This is a genomic window from Roseibium sp. HPY-6, assembly GCF_040530035.1.
In the GTDB taxonomy this organism is placed as follows: domain Bacteria; phylum Pseudomonadota; class Alphaproteobacteria; order Rhizobiales; family Stappiaceae; genus Roseibium.
In genome coordinates, this window is sequence record NZ_JBEWCD010000002.1 from 872822 (window position 1) to 891943 (window position 19122).

Consider the following 19122-nt stretch of genomic DNA (forward strand, 5'->3'; position numbering starts at 1 on the left):
AGCCGATGTCCGGACTTGAAGACTTTCTAACGCCACAAATGACCGGGATTGCTGTTGCGGTCCTGGTGATGTTCGCCGTTGGTGGCATTATTTTCAGCCTGTTCCAGCCGACGCTTTCGGGCACCAAGCGGCGCGATCAGCGGATGATGGCGGTTGCCGCCCGTCCGCAGAACGAAAAACAGCGCAAGCAGATCCGTGACAATGACCGGCGCAAGAAGTCGATCCAGGACCAGCTCAAGGATTTCGAAGACAGGCAGAAAGCCAAGCACCATCGGCAGCAGAAAGTTTCTCTGAAAATCAAGATGGAGCAGGCGGGACTTGGCTGGGAAATGAAGCATTTCGTCATTTTCAGTATTATCTCGTGCCTGATCTTTCTGATTGTCGGATTTTTCGCAAGCGGCAACATCTGGATTACGCTGGCGGCCGGGTTCGCCGGTGCGCTCGGATTTCCGCGCTGGTATGTCGGCAACAAGCGCAAGCGCCGGTTCAACATGTTCCTGGATGAGCTGCCCAATGGCGTCGATATCATCGTGCGCGGTGTGAAGGCGGGCCTTCCGCTGGCTGATTGTATCAAGGTCGTTGCCCGCGAATCCCGCGAGCCGGTCGCGACAGAGTTCCGCAAGATTACCGAAACTCAGGTGATGGGTGTTTCGCTGTCGGAAGCCGTCGCAAAATTGCCGGAACGGGTGCCCGTCCCGGAAGCCAACTTCTTCGCGATCGTGGTGGCCATTCAGCAAAAGGCCGGTGGTGGCCTCGCTGAAGCGCTTGGAAACCTCTCCAAGGTTCTTCGTGGCCGCAAGTCGCTGAAAGGCAAGATCAAGGCGCTGAGTTCGGAAGCAAAATCCTCGGCGATGATTATTGGCGCGATGCCGTTCGGCGTCGGCGGCATCATCTACCTTATCGCGCCTGATTACATCAGCCTGCTGTTCACGACGACCGGCGGCAACATCATCATCGGCGGCTGCCTGTTCTGGATGTTCATCGGCATCATGGTCATGCGCCATATGATCAACTTCGACTTCTAAGGGGGCGGCATGGATCTCGAAACGATTGCATCCAGTCAGTTTCTTGCCGGGCTGCTTGCCATGGTCGCAGTGACCGGCACGATTTTTTCTCTCGTCGCACCGATCCTGTCGCGCGACACGCTCAAGACCCGCATGAAGTCGGTTGCGCTTGAACGCGACAAGCTACGAGCGAAAGAGCGCGCACGTATGCAGGCGAACCAGCAGCAGGATGCGCGCGCTTCACTGCGCAACCAGCCCAAGGCGCAGATGAAGAGCCTGGTCGACCAGCTCAATCTGAAAGAGATGCTGTCTGACGAGAGCACGACCGAAAAGCTGCGTATGGCCGGCTATCGCGGCACCGCGCCCCTTTACTATTACCTGACCGCGCGCATCGCCTTGCCGCTGGTGCTGCTGGTCCTGTCGCTGTTCTATTCCTTTGTTGTGATCCCGGATCTGCTGCCGACGCTCACCAAGGTCTGTATCTGCCTTGTCGTTGCCGGTATTGGCGCTTTCGTGCCGAACCTCTTCCTTAAGAACAAGATCGACAAGCGCAAGCTCAATATTCAGCGTGCCTGGCCGGACGCACTCGACCTGATGCTGATCTGTGTTGAATCCGGCATGTCCATCGAGGGAGCGTTTCAGAAGGTCGCCGAGGAAGTCGGCGTGCAGTCTGTCGACCTGGCGGAGGAACTTTCGCTGACAACCGCCGAGCTGTCCTATCTGAGCGAACGGCGCTCCGCCTATGAAAATCTCGCCAAACGTACGGGTGTGGACGGCGTGAAAAACGTCATGATGGCGCTTGTTCAGGCCGAGCGATACGGTACGCCTGTCGGCACTGCGATCCGCACAATGGCCGACGATACCCGTGAGCAGCGTATGCTGTTCGCGGAGCAAAAGGCAGCATCGCTTCCGCCAAAACTGACGGTTCCGATGATCATTTTCTTCCTGCCGGTGCTGTTCTTCATCATCATGAGCCCGGCCGTCATGCAGGTTATGGAGCTCGACAGCTTCTAGAACGCTGCGCACAATCTGGAAAAAGAACGCCCCGCCGCGAGATGTCGTCTCGGCGGGGTGTTTTGTTTTAAAGCAGGCAACCGGCGCCGGCCTTCTTGAAGCTACGCAATCGTTGGCTCGCACAGGATATACGACCTGTTTCGCTGCCAATCGGGATCAGATGTTGCAGAACTGATACGCCCGGGCGGTCATCGCTGGAGCGCCAATCTAGACCTCAAGGAGGTACCGAACCTCAAGACATGTCTGCAAAGCAAACAATCATTTTGATGCACACATTCCTACTTCATGCGTGGCGGGAAACCTTGCTGAAGACCTGGACAGTCAAGCTTTTGGTGAGCAGATGTCGCAAACGCTATGGAATTTCATAGCTGTCGTGCGTTTTTCCTTGGTTCTAAAATCAGCCGATACAGCGAGCGAATGCGAATTCCAGCTCTCCGCCGTCGAATTGTCGAACGGCTTTTCAACTTTAAAAAGTCAATAATTTTCAGTGAGCTTTCGATGCCAACACACATAAAACGAGGTCATTCCGGACAACATGTTGTCGAACTGCAGGAACGCCTGAATGCAATCACCGCAGCGCATTACGAGGGCGTAGCCACAGTCCTTGGCTTTACGCTTCAGGCCACGCTTGTTGTCGACGGAAAATTCGGGAAGAACACGCGCGCACGTGTCATGGAGTTTCAAAAAAACAACGGATTGACGGTAGATGGGATCGTGGGCCCTCAAACCTGGTCGGCATTGTTTGGAGAACCGATGCCGGCCGCAATCGAGAGCCAGGCGTCGCAGGCGGAAGCGTCCAAGACCGTAGCACCGAGGCAGCGGGGACATCTGTATATCCACAGTTACGATGCGCCGTCCAAGAACATGAATGGCAGCCAGCATGCTGCCAGTCAATGCCACCATGTCGAAGTGCCAAAAGGCAGGGGCAGGGAGACGGCCTCCCTTGTGCGTTCGGAGCTTGAGGAAGAAAATCTGCTGATTGAGGACCTGGTTCTCAATTCACATGGAAGTGGCATAGGTATTGTTTCATTTGGTGACCTGAAGTTCCGCCTCGGTGACAATCTTTCCTTTTTCCGGGACATAAAGCCAAGACTGGCCGGGAGTGGGATCGTCTGGATCTTCGCCTGCGCGTTTGCCACCCCGGTAAAACCGAAAAGCGACTCCGATGCCTGGATCGTTGAACCCAGTGAAATTGCCCGCGGCAAGGGCACGCAGCAAATGGTCAACATAGCCCGGCACCTGAACAGACCGGTACGCGCCGGATTTGGCATGCAGTTCGGAGACATGTCGGGATTCACCACACCATGGGCCGAAGTCTCTCCCAAAGGAGACATAGTGCTGCATTCCAAAGGTCGGAAATTGACAACTTTTGAAGCCTTTGGAAAGGGCGCCAACGAACTTATCGCATTCTCGCATTTGCTCGTCACAGGAGACTTCCTGTAACGCGTTCAGTTACTTGGCCGGGGCTGGATCGAATTGTAAAAAGGGTGCGCGCAGTCTGGTTTGTGAAGCCGGAAACCGGTCTTTGATCTCTGTGAGTGAGGCAAGATCGCCTGTCGATCGGAAAACTTCCCGACCGGAGACGGAAAAGTCTCTGCGCGCGACCATCGGCTGACAGGTGCCGTTCTCAGGTCTTGATCCGTTCCATTTGGGGATCGTAAAGCGGAGAAAGTGTGACGTCGGCCCTGACGCGTTCCGTTCCGACTTCAAGTTCATAATCGGCAGAAAGCACATACTCTCTTGTAACGCTTTCCGGATGCCGGACGTACCCCATCCCAATGCTCTTGCCGAGCGTGTGGCCGTAGCCGCCTGAACTCAACCAGCCGCATCTTTCTCCGTTACGGTAGATCGTTTCCCGGCCATAGAGGATAACGTTGCGGTCGGTCGTGAAGGTTGCGAGCATCTTTTTCAAGCCATTCCGGCGCTGCTGCTCGATGGCGCTGCGTCCCTTGAAGTCGGTATCGGATTTCATCTTGACGGCCCAACCAAGTCCGGCCTCGTCCGGCGTATGGTCGGGCCCGATATCCGCCCCCCAGGCGCGGTATCCCTTTTCAAGGCGCAAGGTCTCTATGGCGCGGTAACCGGCGTTGCGCAGGCCGAACTGTTTCCCGTCCTCGTGCAAGGCGTCATAAACTGTCTGGGCATATTCCGTTGGCAGATGTAGCTCCCAACCGAGCTCGCCGACATACGTGATGCGGAGCGCGCGAACAGGACAACCGGCAATACCGATCCGCTGTGCCTGCGCAAACGGAAATGCATCGTTGCCAAGGTCGGCCCGCGTACATGCAGAAAGAATGTCGCGCGCCTTCGGTCCGAACAGTGACAGGACAGAATTTGAGGACGTGATATCGACAAGCTGAGCATCCAGACCATCGGGGATGTTCCGCCTGATCCAGTCGAAGTCATGCGTTGCAAAGCCCGTTCCGGTGACGATGTAGTACTCATCGAGTGATGTGCGCACACAGGTCAAGTCGCACTCGATGCCGCCGCGGTCATTCAGCATTTGCGTATAGATAACCGAGCCGACCGGCTTATCGACGCGATTGGACGCGACCCAGCTCAAGGCAGCTTCGGCATCCGGTCCTTTCAGAATGAACTTTGCGAACGAAGTCTGGTCAAAGAGAGCTGCGGCTTCACGGGCCGCCTTGTGTTCCCGCCCGACCGGGCCGTGCCAGTTCGGGCGTTCGAACGTGTAGATGTCGCGCGCTTCTTCCCCGGCTTCGGCGAACCAGTTCGGCCGTTCCCAGCCCAGTTTTTCTCCAAATACGGCTCCGGCATTTTTCAGACGGTCATAGAGTGGCGATCGGCGGCAGGGCCTGCCGCTGTCGTGTTCCTCTGACGGCCAGGCCATTGTGTAGTGCTTGCCATAGGCTTCGAGCGTGCGGGTTCTGACCCAGTCCGTGTCGGTGTGCGGCCGTCCGAACCGGCGGATATCGACCGGCCAGAGGTCATAGGGAGGTTCACCTTTGGCAACCCATTCGGCCAGCGCCATTCCCGCGCCGCCGCCAGATGCAATGCCGAACGCGTTGAATCCTGCGCCAACGAAGACATTCGCCATTTCCGGCGCTTCGCCCAAAATGAAGTTACCGTCAGGCGTGAAGCTTTCCGGTCCGTTGACAAGTTGCTTGATGCCGACTTTTTCCAATGCGGGAACGCGCGGCAAAGACAGTTCCATCAATTGCTCGAAATGATCGAAATTGCTGGCCAGAAGCTGATAGTCGAACGGGTCCGGGACACCGTTGATTGCCCAGGGAATGCCGTTCGGCTCATATCCGCCCATGATAAGGCCGCCGACTTCCTCCTTGTAGTAGGTCAGCCGGTCAGGATCGCGCAGCGTCGGCAGACTGGACGGGACGTCAAAGGCTTCCGTGATCATGTACTGGTGCTCGACAGACACGAGCGGCACGGTGACACCGATGGTTGCGGCAAGCTCTCTGGTCCATTGCCCGCAGCACAGAACCAGTTTCTCACAGGAAATGTCGCCTTGCGCAGTTCGCACGCCGGTCATCTTTCCACGGTCAGTGAGGATCTCAAGGACCGGCGTGTTTTCGAGCAACTTCGCGCCACCCGCCCGCGCTCCCTTGGCAAGCGCCTGGGTGATATCGGACGGGCTCGCCTGACCGTCCGTCGGCAGATAGGCAGCACCGACGACGTCGCCGATGTCCATCAGCGGCCACAGATCCTGGGCCTCCTTTGATGACAGCAACTGCATGTCGAGACCGAAACTATGTGCCGTCGTCGCCTGACGCCTGACTTCTGTCCAGCGCTCTTCATTGCAGGCAAGACGCAGGCCACCATTCATCTTCCAACCGGTCGCCTGACCGGTTTCGGCTTCCAGCCGGTCGTAAAGCGAGATCGAATATCCCAGAAGCTGGGTGATATTGGCACTGGAACGCAGCTGACCGACCAGACCAGCAGCGTGCCAGGTCGACCCGGATGTCAGGGCCGCCTTTTCCAGGAGCAGAACTTCGTGACCCATCTGCGCCAGATGGTAGGCCGTTGAACACCCGACGATACCGCCGCCGACAATGATGATTTTCGAAGAGGAAGGCAGCGTCATGAGGGCTCTCACAAGTCGCGGAAGTCGGAAAGGGCCGCGTTCAGCCGATCCATGTTTTCGCGGGTGTAGGCAGTGTAGTCGAAGTCGAGTCTGGCATGGATCTCCGAAGTCATCGACCAAAGGGTTTCGCGCATCAGGGAGGCGCACTTCATGGCCTTGTAGGCGCGCCACCTTGTTTCGGAGGGAGCTTGAAAATACTGCTCGAGCATCGCGCGCTCCTGTGTCTCGCTCAGGCCGTTATTGGAAGCAAGACCGGCGAGATCAAAGAGCGGCGAATTGAAACCGCCATATTCCCAGTCGATCAGCCAAAGTCTTTCACCATCATCAAGCAGATTGGCGGCAAGAAGATCATTGTGGCCGACAACAATATCAACCTGTCCGACAGCCTTTTCCAGGTCGGCCAATGTCGCCATCAGACCAGGAAGCAATTTGGAATGCGCTGATCCGTCGGTTTTAAGGCGCATTGCGTAGGTCCGGTTCACCTGGAACGGCCAGAAGGCGAGGACCGGTCCGGTGAGATGCCTGCCGATATCCCGATGCGCCCTGGCGACCAGCTCGACGATTTTCATCAGGTTGGCCGGATCCCGGACATCTGCTTCTTCGAGGGTTTTCGCTTCGATGAAATCCAGCACAAGCACACCGGGTTCCTGATAAACAACCGTGGGCGAAATATCGGCTGCCTCGGCAGCGCGGCTGAGTGCAAGCTCATTCCACCGCATGACGCCGTGTTCGGGTATGTCGTCACCGAGGCGAACGACAAAACGGTGGTTTCCGTCCCGGACAAGAAGATTGACGTTGGTGATACCGCCATCGAGCGGCGTAATGTCTTTCGGATCGGAAAAGCAGGCGAGCGCCGCTGCACGGGCAATTGCGGTTTCAGACATGCGTTAATTCTCCGACCTTTCACGCTGGCCTGAAAGAGTTCGACCGGTGCTCCTTGAATTGTCAATGGTCAATGGCATCTGCCGGACAAGTCGAACCTCGCCGGTTGACGCGCCAACCGTCCCAGGGCCCGGAAAAATGCTGATTTGGTCAACTTAAAGGAAGTGTGTTGCTGCGCATTTCCGCCGGTCAGGGCAAAGGGCCTCGCGGCGAAACGTGCAACCGGGGATCGCGTGACCCTGATTCGCATGGCTGCGAACATCCGTTGGGCAGACCGGCGCAGAAGGTCGCAAACGCCGGTAAAGCTGTCGCAATCAAAAGTGGGTTGCTTCGAACCGTCAGCTGCTCTGGCGCTTCTGCATCATGGTGCGCAGGTAAGCGATGTTGGCTTGTGCCTGACGAGGATCCAGCTCGGATGTCGCGACTTCAACCGCTTCGTCGAATTTGCCCTGGATGCCGAGGACGAGCGCGAGGTTCTGGCGCACGCGGCTGTCTGCTCCAGGCAAACTGGCCGCACGGCGCAATGTGTATTCAGCATCGGGCAGTTTGTTGGAAAGCAGATAGGACAGTCCGAGATTGTTCAGAAGACTCGGATCGTCCGGCGCGATTTTCAGCGCCTGTTTGTAAAGCCTGCGCGCCTTTTCATGATTGCCCGTCTGATCGTAGATCGCCGCCTCGGCCGACATGATCTTCCAGTCCGGCATATCGGGCCGTTGCGCACGTTTGAGAACGTTGAGCGCTTCGTCGAAACGTCCGTTCATCGCAAGGATCTTGCCGTAGGCGGACGCGATCTCGCGGTCTTGCTGGTGGGCGATCACACCGGATCTCAAGACGGCCATCGATTGCTCGATCTGTCCGTTCTGGCTCAAGGCGTTGGAATACCCAAGGATTGCACGCCGATTGCTGCGATCCTTCTCATAGGTTTTGGCCCACTTCGAAACCTCGGCGCGTGCCAGGTTCGACCCCGGCGAAGCCGAATGCGTGCCGGATGCCGGAGAGTAGGTGCCGGTATTGGATTTGTTCGAGGCACAGCCGGTCACAAGGGCAAGCGCGGTCATGGCCACGAGTGCCGGTACCAGTTTGGAGCGGCGAATTACGGATCCGGTTCTGGGCGCTTGCATTTTCAACATCCTTGTTGTCCGCAGCTGTGTCGTTCCCTTAGAGCAATAGATAATTAACCCTAATGGATGGTTAAGCAGTGTTGCGAAATGCAAGTTGATGTGACGGTTTGCAGCTGTTGTTGCGTCTCGCGGCAAGGCGGCTTACCTGTTGGACCGACCCAACCAGCTGAACGGAGTGCAAAACGTGCGTGAATCCCTTGTCCGCAAATCAGAAATGTCTGCCCCGACACCGATCATCGCGGTCACCGAATCGTCTCTGGAAGGCGAACTTGCCGGATTGGGAGCGCACGCCGTCCACTGGTCCTCACTCAACGATTTCAAGGGAAAACCGTCTTCGCATCTCCTGGTGCCGGACGGTGGCGGATCTGGTGCGGTTGTGTTGCTTGGTGTTGACGAAACCGGCCTGCCGCACCCGTTTGTTCTCGGAAGTCTCGTCAAAAGCCTCCCGGCCGGCGACTATTGTCTTGGCGACGGATTTCCCGATCCCGAACAGGCCGCACTCGGCTTTGCACTGTCGGCATACCGCTTTGAGCGCTATGTGACCCCGTCGAAGAAAGTCCAAAGACTGGGTGTGAGCGATGATGTCGATCTCGACAGGATCCACATCATTCTTGAGGGTGTGCAGATTGCCCGCGATCTCATCAACACGCCAGCCAATGACCTTGGCCCCGAAGAACTGGCCGCCGCAGTCGGGGATCTGTTCAACCGGCATGGTGGGACAGGAAGCATCATCGTCGGCGAAGAACTCCTGAAAGAAAACTTCCCGATGGTGCACGCCGTCGGACGCGCGAGTTCACGAGCGCCGCGCCTCGCGGACTTTACATGGGGCAATGCGGACGATCCGAAAGTGACACTTGTCGGCAAGGGCGTGATCTTCGATACCGGCGGGCTCAATCTGAAGCCGGGCAACTCCATGTCCCTGATGAAAAAGGACATGGGCGGAGCCGGCAACGTTCTCGGGCTTGCCGCGATGATCATGGCGTCGGAACTGCCAGTGCGCCTTCGTGTCATCGTGCCCTGTGTTGAAAACGCCGTTTCCGCGAACGCATTCAGGCCGGGCGATATCCTCTCGAGCCGCAAAGGGCTGAGTGTCGAGATTGGCAACACGGATGCCGAGGGACGTCTGATCCTGGGCGATGCGCTCACTTTGGCCGATGAAGAAAGTCCGGACCTGCTGGTTGATATGGCAACGCTGACCGGTGCGGCCAGGGTCGCGCTCGGGCCCGACCTGCCGCCGTTTTACACCCATGACGACGAACTCGCAGAAGACATGGCTGTAATGGCCGAGGCGTGCTCCGACCCCTTGTGGCGGCTCCCTCTCTGGCAGCCCTACATGAAATATCTCGACAGCAAGGTTGCCGACATCAATCACATCAATACATCCGGGACAGGCTTCGCAGGTTCGATTACGGCAGCGTTGTTTCTCTCGCGCTTCGTCGAAAACAGTGAAAGCTGGATTCATTTCGACATTTACGGCTGGACGCCCTCAGACCGGCCCGGCAAGCCTGCAGGCGGCGAGGCACAAGGGATCCGTGGTCTGTTCGATTTGATCGCGGAGCGATATGCGGCCAAAAAATAACGGCTCCGAAACGTTTTTGTGGTTCGATAGCAGCCAGGAAGGAAAACCGGCTCGGACATGGCTGTCGACATACGCGCCTCACAGGCCCTGAAATTGTTGCATGAAGTCAATCTGGCGCTGGTGCGCGACAGTGAGCAGGACCTGTCCGCGCGCCAGCTGACAATCCTGCTGACTGTCTACCTGGAACCGCCGCCGCATACAGTGCGTGGCCTTGCTGCCAAGTTGAATGTCACGAAGCCAGCCATTACCAGGGCGCTCGACACGCTCGGCGGTATGAGGCTTCTGTCCCGCAAGCGCGATGAGGCCGACAAGCGCAATGTCATCATCACGCGCACTGTTTCAGGCGCTCTCTATCTGGAGCAACTTGGTGATCTCGTGGTAGAAAAGGCCAAGGAATTGCCGCGCTGACTGTCGCCTCTTTGCAGGAAATGAGCCTTGAACATGACCCACGCTTTCGACCGCCGTCTGCATCCTGTACGGCCTGACCTTGCCGCGCGAGACTATGAGGGGCAAACGGAAGCAGAGCGCTTTGTTGATGGCGAGGTCTTTCAAGTCACGGCTGACAGTCTCGCCATCCGGCCACATCCAAGGCCGGACTGCCCGATTGATACTGAAGCGCTCCACGGCGAATGGATCACCGTTTATGAGCAAACGGCAGAAGGATGGGCGTGGGGGCAACTCGACACGGATGGCTATGTCGGCTGGTTTTCCTCGGACAGCCTTGGCCAGGTCACGGCAGCGACACATCGCGTGCGCGCCATGCGCACTTACCGCTATCCCGTCCCGGACCTGAAATTTCCGCCGCTTGGCATGTTGTCGATCGGAAGCAACGTGACCGTGGTCGGTGAAACGGAAACGCGGGGACTGACTTATGCCATCCTCAGCGACGGTTCGGCTGTTGTCGCCAAACATCTGGTTCCGCTGAACGCTGTCGAAGACGATTGGGTTTCGGTCGCCGAAGAAATGCTCGGCACGCCGTATCTTTGGGGCGGACGCACCAGTGTCGGCCTTGATTGCTCGGCGCTGGTCCAGCTTGCGGCGCAGGCCGGCGGACTGGACATACCGCGCGACAGCGACATGCAGGAAACGGACGCAGGTCATGAGATCCCGTATGACGATTTATCCGGTTTTCGGCGCGGTGACCTGATTTTCTGGAAGGGCCATGTCGCCATCGTGTCCGGGCAGAACACGCTGCTCCATGCCAACGGCTTCACGATGACGGTTGCCTATGAACCGCTTGATCGCGCGATCGAGCGCATTGCCGCGACCGAGTGGGGCAAAGTCACCCGCGCCCGCCGTCTGACCTAGCCGCCCGCTAAAGGGACTGCGCCATATCCTGCCAGAGCGCCTCGATGTCACGTTGGACAGGTTTGCCGGCCATGCGGAACCAGTAACCCGCATTGCCATGATCGCCCTCAATCAAATGGCAGAGCGCATGCACCCAGTCATGGGCGGGCTCGCCTTCGGCACCCTGACAGATCTCGTGTGCCTTTTCCCATTCCGGGCCAAGAGTGAGCACGCCTTTCTTGAGCCACCAGAGGGCTTTGAAGGGTTCGGAAAAGTCGCTGGGCGGTTCGGCCGTTGAAACATCGAAACGGGATGACGAGGACATGATCGGGACCTGATGCTTGCCTTGGGAAGAGCGTGCAGCGTGTAGCTTTGCAGGATGCCGACGCCAAAGGCAAACCTTCGATCTGAAAGCGGGCTTCTATGATTTTGGTGTGAGTGCGAGACGGGGTTCTTCGGGCAAAGCCTCTTCGCGGGCAGCTTCCATTTCGCCGAGTTCGAGATCTTCGATCTTGCGGCTGCGTTTGGTGATCTTGTCGGTGGAGATCAGGATCTGGTCGATATCCTTGTTGGCCTGAGCGAAGTGCGACTGAAGTTTGCCGACGCGGTCGTTGAGGCGGCCGACATCGGTGATCAGGTGACCGACCTCCGCCTGAATGAGGTGCGCCTGTTCGCGCATCTTCGCATCGCGCAGCACGGACTGAATAACCTGTATGGACAGCATAAGAAGAGACGGGGACACGATCACCACCCGTGCCCTGTGGGCTTTCTGGATCAGATCTTCAAAACCCTCGTTGAGTTCCGCAAAGATGCTCTCGGAGGGCACGAACAAAAATGCGGTGTCCTGCGTCTCGCCCGGCAGGAGATATTTCTCGCTGATGTCCTGAATGTGCTTGGTAAAGTCGCGGCGGAACTGTGCCTGCGCATATTTCAGCTGCTCCTCGGTTTCCGCGTTGCGCAGAAGGTTGAAGGCTTCAAGCGGGAATTTCGCATCTATAGCCAGCGATGGCGCGCCGTTCGGCATATGGATGAGACAATCCGGACGGCTGTTGTTGGAAAGCGTTGCCTGGAACGAATATGTGCTCGGCGCCATCTGGTCCTGGATAATGGCTTCCATCCGTCCCTGACCGAACGCGCCGCGGGTCTGCTTGTTGGACAGGATTGCCTGAAGCTGGCCCACCTGGCCTGAGAGGTCGGTGATGGTGCGCTGTGCCCGGTCGATCACGGCGAGCCGTTCGTGCAATTGCCTGAGCCCGTCCTGCGTCTTTTTGGTCGTGTCGGACATCGACAGACCCAGCTTGTGGCCCATCCCGTCGAGCCGTTCATTGACGGCCCGCATCATGTCCGACTGGCGCGATCCGAAGACTTCCGCCATCGTCTGCATGCGCCCCGTCATTTCCCCCTGCGATTTCAGGAGCTGCGACAGATGGCTCTCAAGTTCGTGTATCCGCTCGGTTGCGGCGCTGTCGGCGTCCGCACGCTCCCGAATCTGGCGCAGGGTTTTCAGGACCAGCCAGACAATCACCGTCAGAAGGAACAGCCCGCCCCCAAGCGCAGCTTCCAGAACTGTTACAGGACGCCCGCTAATCTCAAACAGAATCTCGTTCATGAAACAAACATAGAACGATTCGGCAGCAACGCCCATGCAGAACGCTTGCCACGGACGGTGAAAACGCAGGCGAACCGGTTGATTTCCGCGTTGACCGGCGCGGCGCGATTGCATATGTCAGGCGCATGACAAAACGCCCGATTATTACGATTCCCGACCCGGTTCTCCGCGAAGTCTGTGCACCGGTCGAAACCGTTGACGATGACATCCGCGCCCTGTCCGACGATATGCTGGAGACAATGTACGACGCGCCCGGCATCGGGCTTGCCGCCAGCCAGATCGGCATCCTGAAACGCATGTTCGTGCTTGATGTGGCCAAGGAAGATGCGCCCAAGGAGCCGATGGTGTTCATCAATCCGAAAATCGTCTGGTCGAGCGAAGACATGTCGGTCTATCAGGAAGGGTGCCTGTCGATCCCGGAATATTTCGAGGATGTCGAGCGGCCGGCGGAAGTGACGGTGCAGTTTCTGGACCGCGAAGGCGGCGAGAAGGAAATCAGGGCCGACGGCTTGCTGGCAACCTGCATTCAACACGAGCTTGACCACCTCAACGGGAAATTGTTCATTGACTACCTGTCGAAGCTGAAGCGCGACCGGGTCATGAAGAAATTTGCCAAGCAGGCGAAGCTCGCAGGCAAGGCCTAAAGGGGTAGGGGAAGGGCACCTATGGATCAGGAACTCTTCCTGAAAACATTTGCCGCGCTGTTCGCGATCATGAGCCCGATCGCAAATCTCCCTGTCTTTCTGGCCCTCACATCGGATCGCGGTCCCGCATTTGAGCGCAAAGTCGCCTTCACACTGCTGATTAGTCTGACGGCAGGGGCCGTGGTTATCGGCCTGACAGGTGATATCATCCTGAAGATATTCGGCATCTCACTGGATGCCTTTCGCCTCGCCGGTGGCTTCCTGATCCTTCTGATCGCGCTTGACCTGATACGGGGACAAAGCACGCCGGTCCATCACGGCACGGACAGGGAAAAGGAAAACATGAAGGCGCAGGATAATCCTGCGATCTACCCGCTGACCGTCCCTATTCTTCTTGGTCCGGGATCCATTTCCACCATGATCATTTTTCGCGGACAGGTGACTGACTTCAGTCAGGAGATAGCCTTTGTCGCCGCTGTGGCCGCCTCCATCGCCGTCTTGATCGCAACTTTTTTTGCAGCTCCCTTTCTGCAGCGGTTTCTCGGCGAGACAGCCAACAGTGTCATGAGCCGATTGATGGGCATGATCCTCGCCGCCATTGCCATGGAAATGATGACGGACAGTCTCAAGGTGCTCTGGCCCGGCCTGGCTTAGGTTGGCTCGCTCGGGGCGTAATCTTGAACCCCTACCTGAGGAAGTGCGTTGCATAGACTCGAAGAATGGGAGCACGTTCGCGCCGCGCCGCACGGCCCACCCTTCGCGACGGGTTATCAGGTCCTGTTCTGGATAGGAGTTCCTTGTTGAAGGCCGGGTCTTGGCGGTGAGGTGCGCAATGACAAATCTTAACGTGCTTGTCATCCCGGTTTGCCGCACAAAGCGGCAAGACCGGGATCCAGTATTCCGCGTCGATAGCGAGTGACAAAGACGGTCAGACAAGCGGTTACTGGATCTCTGCCTACGCAGGGATGACAAGGGCAAAAAGAAGAGTATACATCCTCATATTTCTCGAGATTTTCCGCTGCTACGTCGTCCCGAATGTCCCCTGCGTGGCGTCGTGAATGACAATCGTGTTGCTCCAAATCCCCACTCGTCACCCCGGGCGAACAACGTGAGACCCGGGGCCGGGGAGCCCGGCACGCCGCGACGGATACGGAACAATGGCGGCTGCTTTGGCTCACCGCTCCGCGCTTGCACTGCGCTCAGCCGCAACAAGCCTTACCTGAGAGCGAAGCCTCATCTTGAGCAAGCGCCGCGCACTGTCTCGAAGGATGAGCGGCGATCTCAGAACTGCACCTTTCCGGATTGGAGCACAGCAAACGCGCTAGTTCTGGAACATCAGGTGCATTGGCGAGCTTCGGATCTGGGTCTCGTTTCCACTTGTGGTCATTGCGCCCTTGCCGGATGCGGCGTTAGGCGCAATAAGAGGCCAAATCGTCAGGAAAAACTCCGAAGTTCAGAAGGAGCCTCATGTCTCTTCGCGTCGTCTTTATGGGCACCCCGGAATTTTCGGTGCCGACCCTCATGGAAATTGTCGGCCAGGGGCACGATGTTGTCGCCTGCTATTCGCAGCCACCGCGGCCTGCGGGTCGAGGGATGGATTTGAAAAAGTCTCCGGTACACGAAGCGGCTGAATCCTTCGGTATTCCGGTTCATACGCCCAAGAGCCTGAAAAACGCAGACGAGCAGTCCGTTTTTGCCGCGTTGAACGCGGATGTTGCCGTTGTCGTCGCCTATGGATTATTGCTGCCCGGCGCCATTCTGGAGGCTCCGGAACACGGGTGCCTGAACCTGCATGCATCCATGCTCCCCAGGTGGCGCGGCGCCGCGCCGATCAACAGGGCGATCATGGCGGGCGACACGCAAACGGCAATTCAGGTGATGCGGATGGAGGAGGGGCTCGATACCGGTCCGGTCTGCATGTCCGAAACCGTTGCAATCGACGAGAACATGACGGCCGGAGAGCTGCACGATCGATTGTCCGGATTAGGCGGCGACCTGATGGTTCGAGCCCTTGCTGCCCTGTCTCGTGGAGCGCTTGGCGAACAGCCGCAGGCAGGTGAAGGCGTCACCTACGCAGCCAAACTCTCCAAACAGGAAACGCGCATCGATTGGGAAAAGCCGGCCGAAGATGTGCACAATCACATCCGCGGCCTGTCGCCCTTTCCCGGAGCCTGGTGTGAAATGCCCCTTGGGAGCAAACCGGAGCGCGTGAAAATTCTGCGCAGTTCGCGCGTCGACGGCGGCGGTGTACCGGGAACGGTGCTGGAGACCAACCTGGCGCCAGTGGTTGCCTGCAAAACAGGCGCGATCCGTCTCGATCAGGTGCAAAGGGCGGGTAAGAAGCCCATAAGCGGGTCAGATTTCCTGCGCGGCGTGTCTCTTTCTGACGGCACTGTTCTGGATTAGGGTGGCCCAGCAGGAGACGATCATGACAGATACCACCGCAAGCACAGATCTGACTGTTCGCGATGTTGAAACACAGGACGAAACATCCGTGCGCGACCTGCTGCGTGCCGCCTTTCCATCGGATATGGAAGCGCGTCTTGTTGAAAGACTGCGCCATTGCGGTGCGCTGGTACTGGAACAGGTTGCCGTCGATGGTGCTGGAGCCATCATCGGCCATGTCGCCTACAGCCGGGTTACACCTGCAGCAATCGGCGCGGGACAGGCTCTTCAGGTTGCCTGCCTGGCGCCTGTCTCGGTCTGGCCCGAGCGCCAGCGCAAAGGCATCGGGTCTGCGCTGATCAGGTCGTCTCTTCAAAAACTGGGCGACATTGGCGAAGATCTCGTTCTTGTGCTTGGACCACCGGCCTATTATCCGCGCTTCGGGTTTGACCCGGTGCTTGCGCGAAAGGTGCAGGCGCCATACGCGGGTGATGCCTTCATGGCACTGGCCCTGACCGAGGCCGGTTCCCGCGACCTGCCGATTGAGGTGGCGTTTGCAACGCCTTTCCAAGAATTCGAGTAACCAGAGCCCTTCTGAATGCCGCGCTACAAATTGACGGTGGAATATGACGGCCGCCCATTCTGCGGTTGGCAGAGACAGGCGAACGGCTCGTCCGTTCAAGCCGTGATCGAACGGGCCATAAGGGCTTTTTCCGGTGAAGACGTGACAATCGGCGGGGCGGGACGCACGGATACGGGCGTTCACGCCACGGGTCAGGTCTGTCATGCCGATCTTTCGAAAACCTGGCCCGCCAGGACGGTCATGGGGGCACTGAATTTTCACTGCCAGCCCGACCCGGTCGTGATCCTTGACTGCACTGAGATGCATGAAGGCTTCGATGCCCGTTTTTCGGCTATCCGGCGATCGTATCGCTATCGCATTCACAACCGCCTTCCGCCGCTGACCCACCAGCTGGGTCTTGCCTGGCATGTGAAGACCGACCTGGACGCGGAGGCAATGCACTCCGCTGCCCAGGAATTTGTGGGCCATCACGACTTCACAACGTTCCGACACTCACGCTGCCAGGCGAAAAGTCCGGAAAAGACGTTGGAAGAATTCCGCGTGTTTCGCGAAGGCGAATTCGTGATCGCAGAATGTTCTTCACGTTCCTTCCTGCACAACCAGGTCCGCTCCATGGTGGGCACGCTCAGGCTGGTTGGTGAAGGTAAATGGGGTCCGGGCGATGTGACAAAGGCGCTAAAGGCGCGTGACCGCAAGGCCTGTGGCCCGGTCGCGCCCGCGGACGGTCTTTATCTCACGCGCGTCGATTACCGGCCGGCGGAAACGGATGTGGAACTCCTGCGGGACTGGCAGGCCCGCAAGGTGGCGATGGATGGTGAAGACGACGGCGAGACTTAAGCGCGCGATATACGGTTGGCCTGTCCTTGTTTGCAGGAACGCGGACGGAACGCTGCCAAATCGGAGCAAAGGCACGCCGCTGCGGTCTCGAACCGAGGTCACCAATCAGACAGTGCGAATACGGCCTTGGATCTGGACCGGACGGCTACGAGACGGTTTCGCTCTGGTGGCTCAGCGCTTCGACTTTGCTAGCCGCTAAAAAAACCGCCAAAGATGTCGCCTACGTGGGCTATTATGTAGCCGATGATGATGACACCGGCGATCAGCATCGCGGTCCAGACAAACATCTGAAATCCGATCGTCAGACCGCCAAAACAAACAGCAGCACCTGCAAGGCGTCTGTTTTCCTTCAAAACGAAACCAACAACGCCCAGAACGACCGCAAGGCCCGCAAGCACATAGGCTGATGCTTCAAGAATGCGATCGAGGCTCCAGGGCTGCGCCTCGGGGGGCGGCAGCTCTTCGCCTTTAAGGCCCTTCAAGGCGGATGAGCGGATGTCTGCCGCGATTTCACCAATTGATTGCCCGATGGTCGGCTGGGGATCCAGCGGCCCTGCGCTATGAAGGAAGAGTGCCAGAACCAGTGCGACCGCGCCGAATACCATTCCGGCAAATCCCGACCAGGGTGTTTTGACTGCTGCAGTTTCGCTCATGTGCCGCCTCTTCTTCCGAATGAAGTTGCGTGAAAATCCAATCGTGTCACCTTGAAGCTAAATTTGTCTTTATCGAATGCTCAAGGCGTTTTCACTATATCCAAATCTTCGTGGTCATCGTTACGTATCATCGAAACAAAAGTGGCATTTCGCGAGTCGAAACAGAAAACACAATACGCAAAACCGATTTAGGCACCTGCAAAAACGCAGGTATGTCTCAACACAATGACCGGGGCTGAGCTACTCTGTTCTTCCTTTAGTCCAAGGAAGAACTGTGTGTTCTGTCCGATACTTCTTGTCCCAGAGGTGGTGCATCCGGGGACGTCTATCAAGTGCGAACGATAGTTAGGAGTTAACGCGGCCCCGTGGGCCGCACTAACCGAGACAGGGCATCGAAGGCTGGCCTTATCCTTGGGGAATGGTGACGCATTTCTTGTAAAGGTGCCACGTTGTGTGCCCAAGCACGGGAAGAACGACGATCAGGCCGAGGAACGCCGGTACCATCGAAACGATCAGAAGGGCAGTCACGACGAGGGCCCAGCCGATCATCGGGACAGGAGAGACAACGACGGCGCGGACGCTCGTGATCATGGCGGTGATGAAATCCCGGTCTTCTTCCAGAAGCAGTGGGAAGGAAACGACCGTGAGGGAAAACAGGATCAGCGACAGGATCGCGCCGACGACATGACCAACGGCCAGGAACATGAGGCCTTCGGGCGTGGTAATGACCTCTGTCAGAAACTCGTCAAATGATGCAAACGACTTGAAGCCGAGAAACAGGGCCAGCAGCAACCGGACCTGATACATCCACATGATCTGGATGAAGAGCACCACAAACGCCATCCAGGAAAGTTCTCGTCCTTTTTGCGCCCACATGGTTCCCAGGATGGCAGACCAGGAAAGTTCCTCGCCGCTTCCAAGCCGGCGGCTGACCTCGTAGAGCCCTACGGCGGCGAAAGGACCGATGAGAACAAAACCGGCGGCCGCAGGGTAGGAAAGGTAGCTCATGTTGAGCGCGGCAGCGCTCAGGATGACGAACAGGCCGCCAATGGCAAAAAGGGCTCCAATCGCCAGTCCATAGACAGGCGCTTTTCGGAAATCCGCCAGTCCGGCAGCGAGGGCATCTATCACATCGTTTGCCGTGATCTTGTTGACCAGGGGCATCGGCTTCAAGGTGTCCTGAGCCGATTGGGTCGCAGCCTGGTTCGGAACGCCGGTTTCGTTCGGGTCCGTTGTCTTTTCTGTCATGTGGCAGCTTCCTCCCAAAAGCCGGTTGAACCTGTCCGCCCTCCTACAGACAGGTGATTTTACCCATGGATATAGCTCTCGCTCAATCGGGAGAAAGGCTTACGCTGACGGCAGTATTGAAATCGAGAAACACGTCTTGCTGTCCCGGCCTTGAGCCGGGATCACTCTTCCATTGGCCCCGGCTCAAGACCGGGGCGGCGTCACGAATTGTCAGGC

Annotated in this window: 18 protein-coding genes; 11 read left to right on the plus strand and 7 right to left on the minus strand. The window is 57.8% G+C overall.

The window, feature by feature from the left end:
* Positions 1 to 5 precede the first annotated feature (5 nt).
* From ABVF61_RS15415 to ABVF61_RS15425, 3 genes are all read left to right on the plus strand, one after another.
* Positions 6 to 1025: a type II secretion system F family protein gene (locus ABVF61_RS15415; protein WP_353994425.1), complete on the plus strand. Its 1020-nt coding sequence runs from the start codon at positions 6 to 8 to the stop codon at positions 1023 to 1025.
* A gap of 9 nt (positions 1026 to 1034) precedes the next feature.
* Positions 1035 to 2018 (plus strand): type II secretion system F family protein, encoded by a 984-nt coding sequence (locus tag ABVF61_RS15420; RefSeq protein ID WP_353994426.1) that lies wholly within the window; start codon positions 1035 to 1037, stop codon positions 2016 to 2018.
* A gap of 498 nt (positions 2019 to 2516) precedes the next feature.
* A complete protein-coding gene (locus ABVF61_RS15425) occupies positions 2517 to 3461 on the plus strand; it encodes a peptidoglycan-binding domain-containing protein (protein WP_353994427.1) in 945 nt (314 codons plus the stop codon).
* 184 nt (positions 3462 to 3645) lie between these two features.
* Here ABVF61_RS15425 and ABVF61_RS15430 read toward each other — a convergent pair whose 3' ends face one another.
* From ABVF61_RS15430 to ABVF61_RS15440, 3 genes are all read right to left on the minus strand, one after another.
* Complete coding sequence (locus tag ABVF61_RS15430; RefSeq protein WP_353994428.1) at positions 3646 to 6078, minus strand: GcvT family protein; 2433 nt, start codon at positions 6076 to 6078, stop codon at positions 3646 to 3648.
* An 8-nt stretch (positions 6079 to 6086) separates the two neighbouring features.
* Positions 6087 to 6962 (minus strand): choline/ethanolamine kinase family protein, encoded by an 876-nt coding sequence (locus ABVF61_RS15435; RefSeq protein ID WP_353994429.1) that lies wholly within the window; start codon positions 6960 to 6962, stop codon positions 6087 to 6089.
* Positions 6963 to 7298: 336 nt separating this feature from the next.
* A complete protein-coding gene (locus ABVF61_RS15440; RefSeq protein WP_353994430.1) occupies positions 7299 to 8081 on the minus strand; it encodes a tetratricopeptide repeat protein in 783 nt (260 codons plus the stop codon).
* A 184-nt stretch (positions 8082 to 8265) separates the two neighbouring features.
* On the opposite strand from ABVF61_RS15440, the gene ABVF61_RS15445 reads away from it, so the two are divergent.
* The 3 genes from ABVF61_RS15445 to ABVF61_RS15455 are packed head-to-tail and all read left to right on the plus strand — an operon-like array spanning position 8266 to position 10968.
* On the plus strand, positions 8266 to 9660 hold the full coding sequence (locus ABVF61_RS15445; protein WP_353994431.1) for a leucyl aminopeptidase family protein: 1395 nt from the start codon (positions 8266 to 8268) through the stop codon (positions 9658 to 9660).
* A gap of 57 nt (positions 9661 to 9717) precedes the next feature.
* The gene (locus tag ABVF61_RS15450) at positions 9718 to 10068 is read left to right on the plus strand and encodes a MarR family transcriptional regulator (RefSeq protein WP_353994432.1); all 351 of its coding nucleotides are present in this window, start codon (positions 9718 to 9720) and stop codon (positions 10066 to 10068) included.
* Positions 10069 to 10101: 33 nt separating this feature from the next.
* A complete protein-coding gene (locus ABVF61_RS15455) occupies positions 10102 to 10968 on the plus strand; it encodes a C40 family peptidase (protein ID WP_353994433.1) in 867 nt (288 codons plus the stop codon).
* Positions 10969 to 10975: 7 nt separating this feature from the next.
* On the opposite strand, the gene ABVF61_RS15460 is transcribed toward ABVF61_RS15455, so the two are convergent.
* Together ABVF61_RS15460 and ABVF61_RS15465 are read right to left on the minus strand one after the other, a co-directional pair.
* Positions 10976 to 11272: a hypothetical protein gene (locus ABVF61_RS15460; RefSeq protein WP_353994434.1), complete on the minus strand. Its 297-nt coding sequence runs from the start codon at positions 11270 to 11272 to the stop codon at positions 10976 to 10978.
* A gap of 96 nt (positions 11273 to 11368) precedes the next feature.
* Positions 11369 to 12556: a DNA recombination protein RmuC gene (locus ABVF61_RS15465; RefSeq protein ID WP_353994435.1), complete on the minus strand. Its 1188-nt coding sequence runs from the start codon at positions 12554 to 12556 to the stop codon at positions 11369 to 11371.
* 125 nt (positions 12557 to 12681) lie between these two features.
* On the opposite strand from ABVF61_RS15465, the gene def reads away from it, so the two are divergent.
* The 5 genes from def to truA all read left to right on the plus strand — a co-directional run bounded on the left by def (position 12682) and on the right by truA (position 17005).
* Positions 12682 to 13200, plus strand: a complete 519-nt coding sequence (gene def / locus ABVF61_RS15470) for a peptide deformylase (RefSeq protein WP_353994436.1) — start codon at positions 12682 to 12684, stop codon at positions 13198 to 13200.
* 21 nt (positions 13201 to 13221) lie between these two features.
* Positions 13222 to 13854, plus strand: a complete 633-nt coding sequence (locus ABVF61_RS15475) for a MarC family protein (protein WP_353994437.1) — start codon at positions 13222 to 13224, stop codon at positions 13852 to 13854.
* Between the two features lie 813 nt (positions 13855 to 14667).
* A complete protein-coding gene (gene fmt / locus ABVF61_RS15480) occupies positions 14668 to 15606 on the plus strand; it encodes a methionyl-tRNA formyltransferase (protein WP_353994438.1) in 939 nt (312 codons plus the stop codon).
* 22 nt (positions 15607 to 15628) lie between these two features.
* Positions 15629 to 16168: a GNAT family N-acetyltransferase gene (locus ABVF61_RS15485; protein ID WP_353994439.1), complete on the plus strand. Its 540-nt coding sequence runs from the start codon at positions 15629 to 15631 to the stop codon at positions 16166 to 16168.
* Between the two features lie 15 nt (positions 16169 to 16183).
* Entirely contained in the window at positions 16184 to 17005 is an 822-nt protein-coding gene (truA, locus tag ABVF61_RS15490) for a tRNA pseudouridine(38-40) synthase TruA (protein ID WP_353994440.1), read from the plus strand.
* A 188-nt stretch (positions 17006 to 17193) separates the two neighbouring features.
* Here truA and yidI read toward each other — a convergent pair whose 3' ends face one another.
* Together yidI and ABVF61_RS15500 are read right to left on the minus strand one after the other, a co-directional pair.
* Positions 17194 to 17658 carry an inner membrane protein YidI gene (gene yidI, locus ABVF61_RS15495; protein WP_353994441.1) on the minus strand — a complete coding sequence of 155 codons (465 nt, stop codon included), beginning with the start codon at positions 17656 to 17658 and terminating at the stop codon, positions 17194 to 17196.
* 405 nt (positions 17659 to 18063) lie between these two features.
* Entirely contained in the window at positions 18064 to 18822 is a 759-nt protein-coding gene (locus ABVF61_RS15500) for a DUF2189 domain-containing protein (RefSeq protein ID WP_353996437.1), read from the minus strand.
* Between the last annotated feature and the right edge of the window lie 300 nt (positions 18823 to 19122).

Bases quoted from the DNA above. Each gene is read 5' to 3' on its own strand.
- ABVF61_RS15415 (WP_353994425.1), top strand. From the start codon at position 6: ATGTCCGGACTTGAAGACTTTCTAACGCCACAAATGACCGGGATTGCT.
- ABVF61_RS15420 (WP_353994426.1), top strand. From the start codon at position 1,035: ATGGATCTCGAAACGATTGCATCCAGTCAGTTTCTTGCCGGGCTGCTT.
- ABVF61_RS15425 (WP_353994427.1), top strand. From the start codon at position 2,517: ATGCCAACACACATAAAACGAGGTCATTCCGGACAACATGTTGTCGAA.
- ABVF61_RS15430 (WP_353994428.1), bottom strand. From the start codon at position 6,078: ATGACGCTGCCTTCCTCTTCGAAAATCATCATTGTCGGCGGCGGTATC.
- ABVF61_RS15435 (WP_353994429.1), bottom strand. From the start codon at position 6,962: ATGTCTGAAACCGCAATTGCCCGTGCAGCGGCGCTCGCCTGCTTTTCC.
- ABVF61_RS15440 (WP_353994430.1), bottom strand. From the start codon at position 8,081: ATGCAAGCGCCCAGAACCGGATCCGTAATTCGCCGCTCCAAACTGGTA.
- ABVF61_RS15450 (WP_353994432.1), top strand. From the start codon at position 9,718: ATGGCTGTCGACATACGCGCCTCACAGGCCCTGAAATTGTTGCATGAA.
- ABVF61_RS15455 (WP_353994433.1), top strand. From the start codon at position 10,102: ATGACCCACGCTTTCGACCGCCGTCTGCATCCTGTACGGCCTGACCTT.
- ABVF61_RS15460 (WP_353994434.1), bottom strand. From the start codon at position 11,272: ATGTCCTCGTCATCCCGTTTCGATGTTTCAACGGCCGAACCGCCCAGC.
- ABVF61_RS15465 (WP_353994435.1), bottom strand. From the start codon at position 12,556: ATGAACGAGATTCTGTTTGAGATTAGCGGGCGTCCTGTAACAGTTCTG.
- def (WP_353994436.1), top strand. From the start codon at position 12,682: ATGACAAAACGCCCGATTATTACGATTCCCGACCCGGTTCTCCGCGAA.
- ABVF61_RS15475 (WP_353994437.1), top strand. From the start codon at position 13,222: ATGGATCAGGAACTCTTCCTGAAAACATTTGCCGCGCTGTTCGCGATC.
- fmt (WP_353994438.1), top strand. From the start codon at position 14,668: ATGTCTCTTCGCGTCGTCTTTATGGGCACCCCGGAATTTTCGGTGCCG.
- ABVF61_RS15485 (WP_353994439.1), top strand. From the start codon at position 15,629: ATGACAGATACCACCGCAAGCACAGATCTGACTGTTCGCGATGTTGAA.
- truA (WP_353994440.1), top strand. From the start codon at position 16,184: ATGCCGCGCTACAAATTGACGGTGGAATATGACGGCCGCCCATTCTGC.
- yidI (WP_353994441.1), bottom strand. From the start codon at position 17,658: ATGAGCGAAACTGCAGCAGTCAAAACACCCTGGTCGGGATTTGCCGGA.
- ABVF61_RS15500 (WP_353996437.1), bottom strand. From the start codon at position 18,822: ATGCCCCTGGTCAACAAGATCACGGCAAACGATGTGATAGATGCCCTC.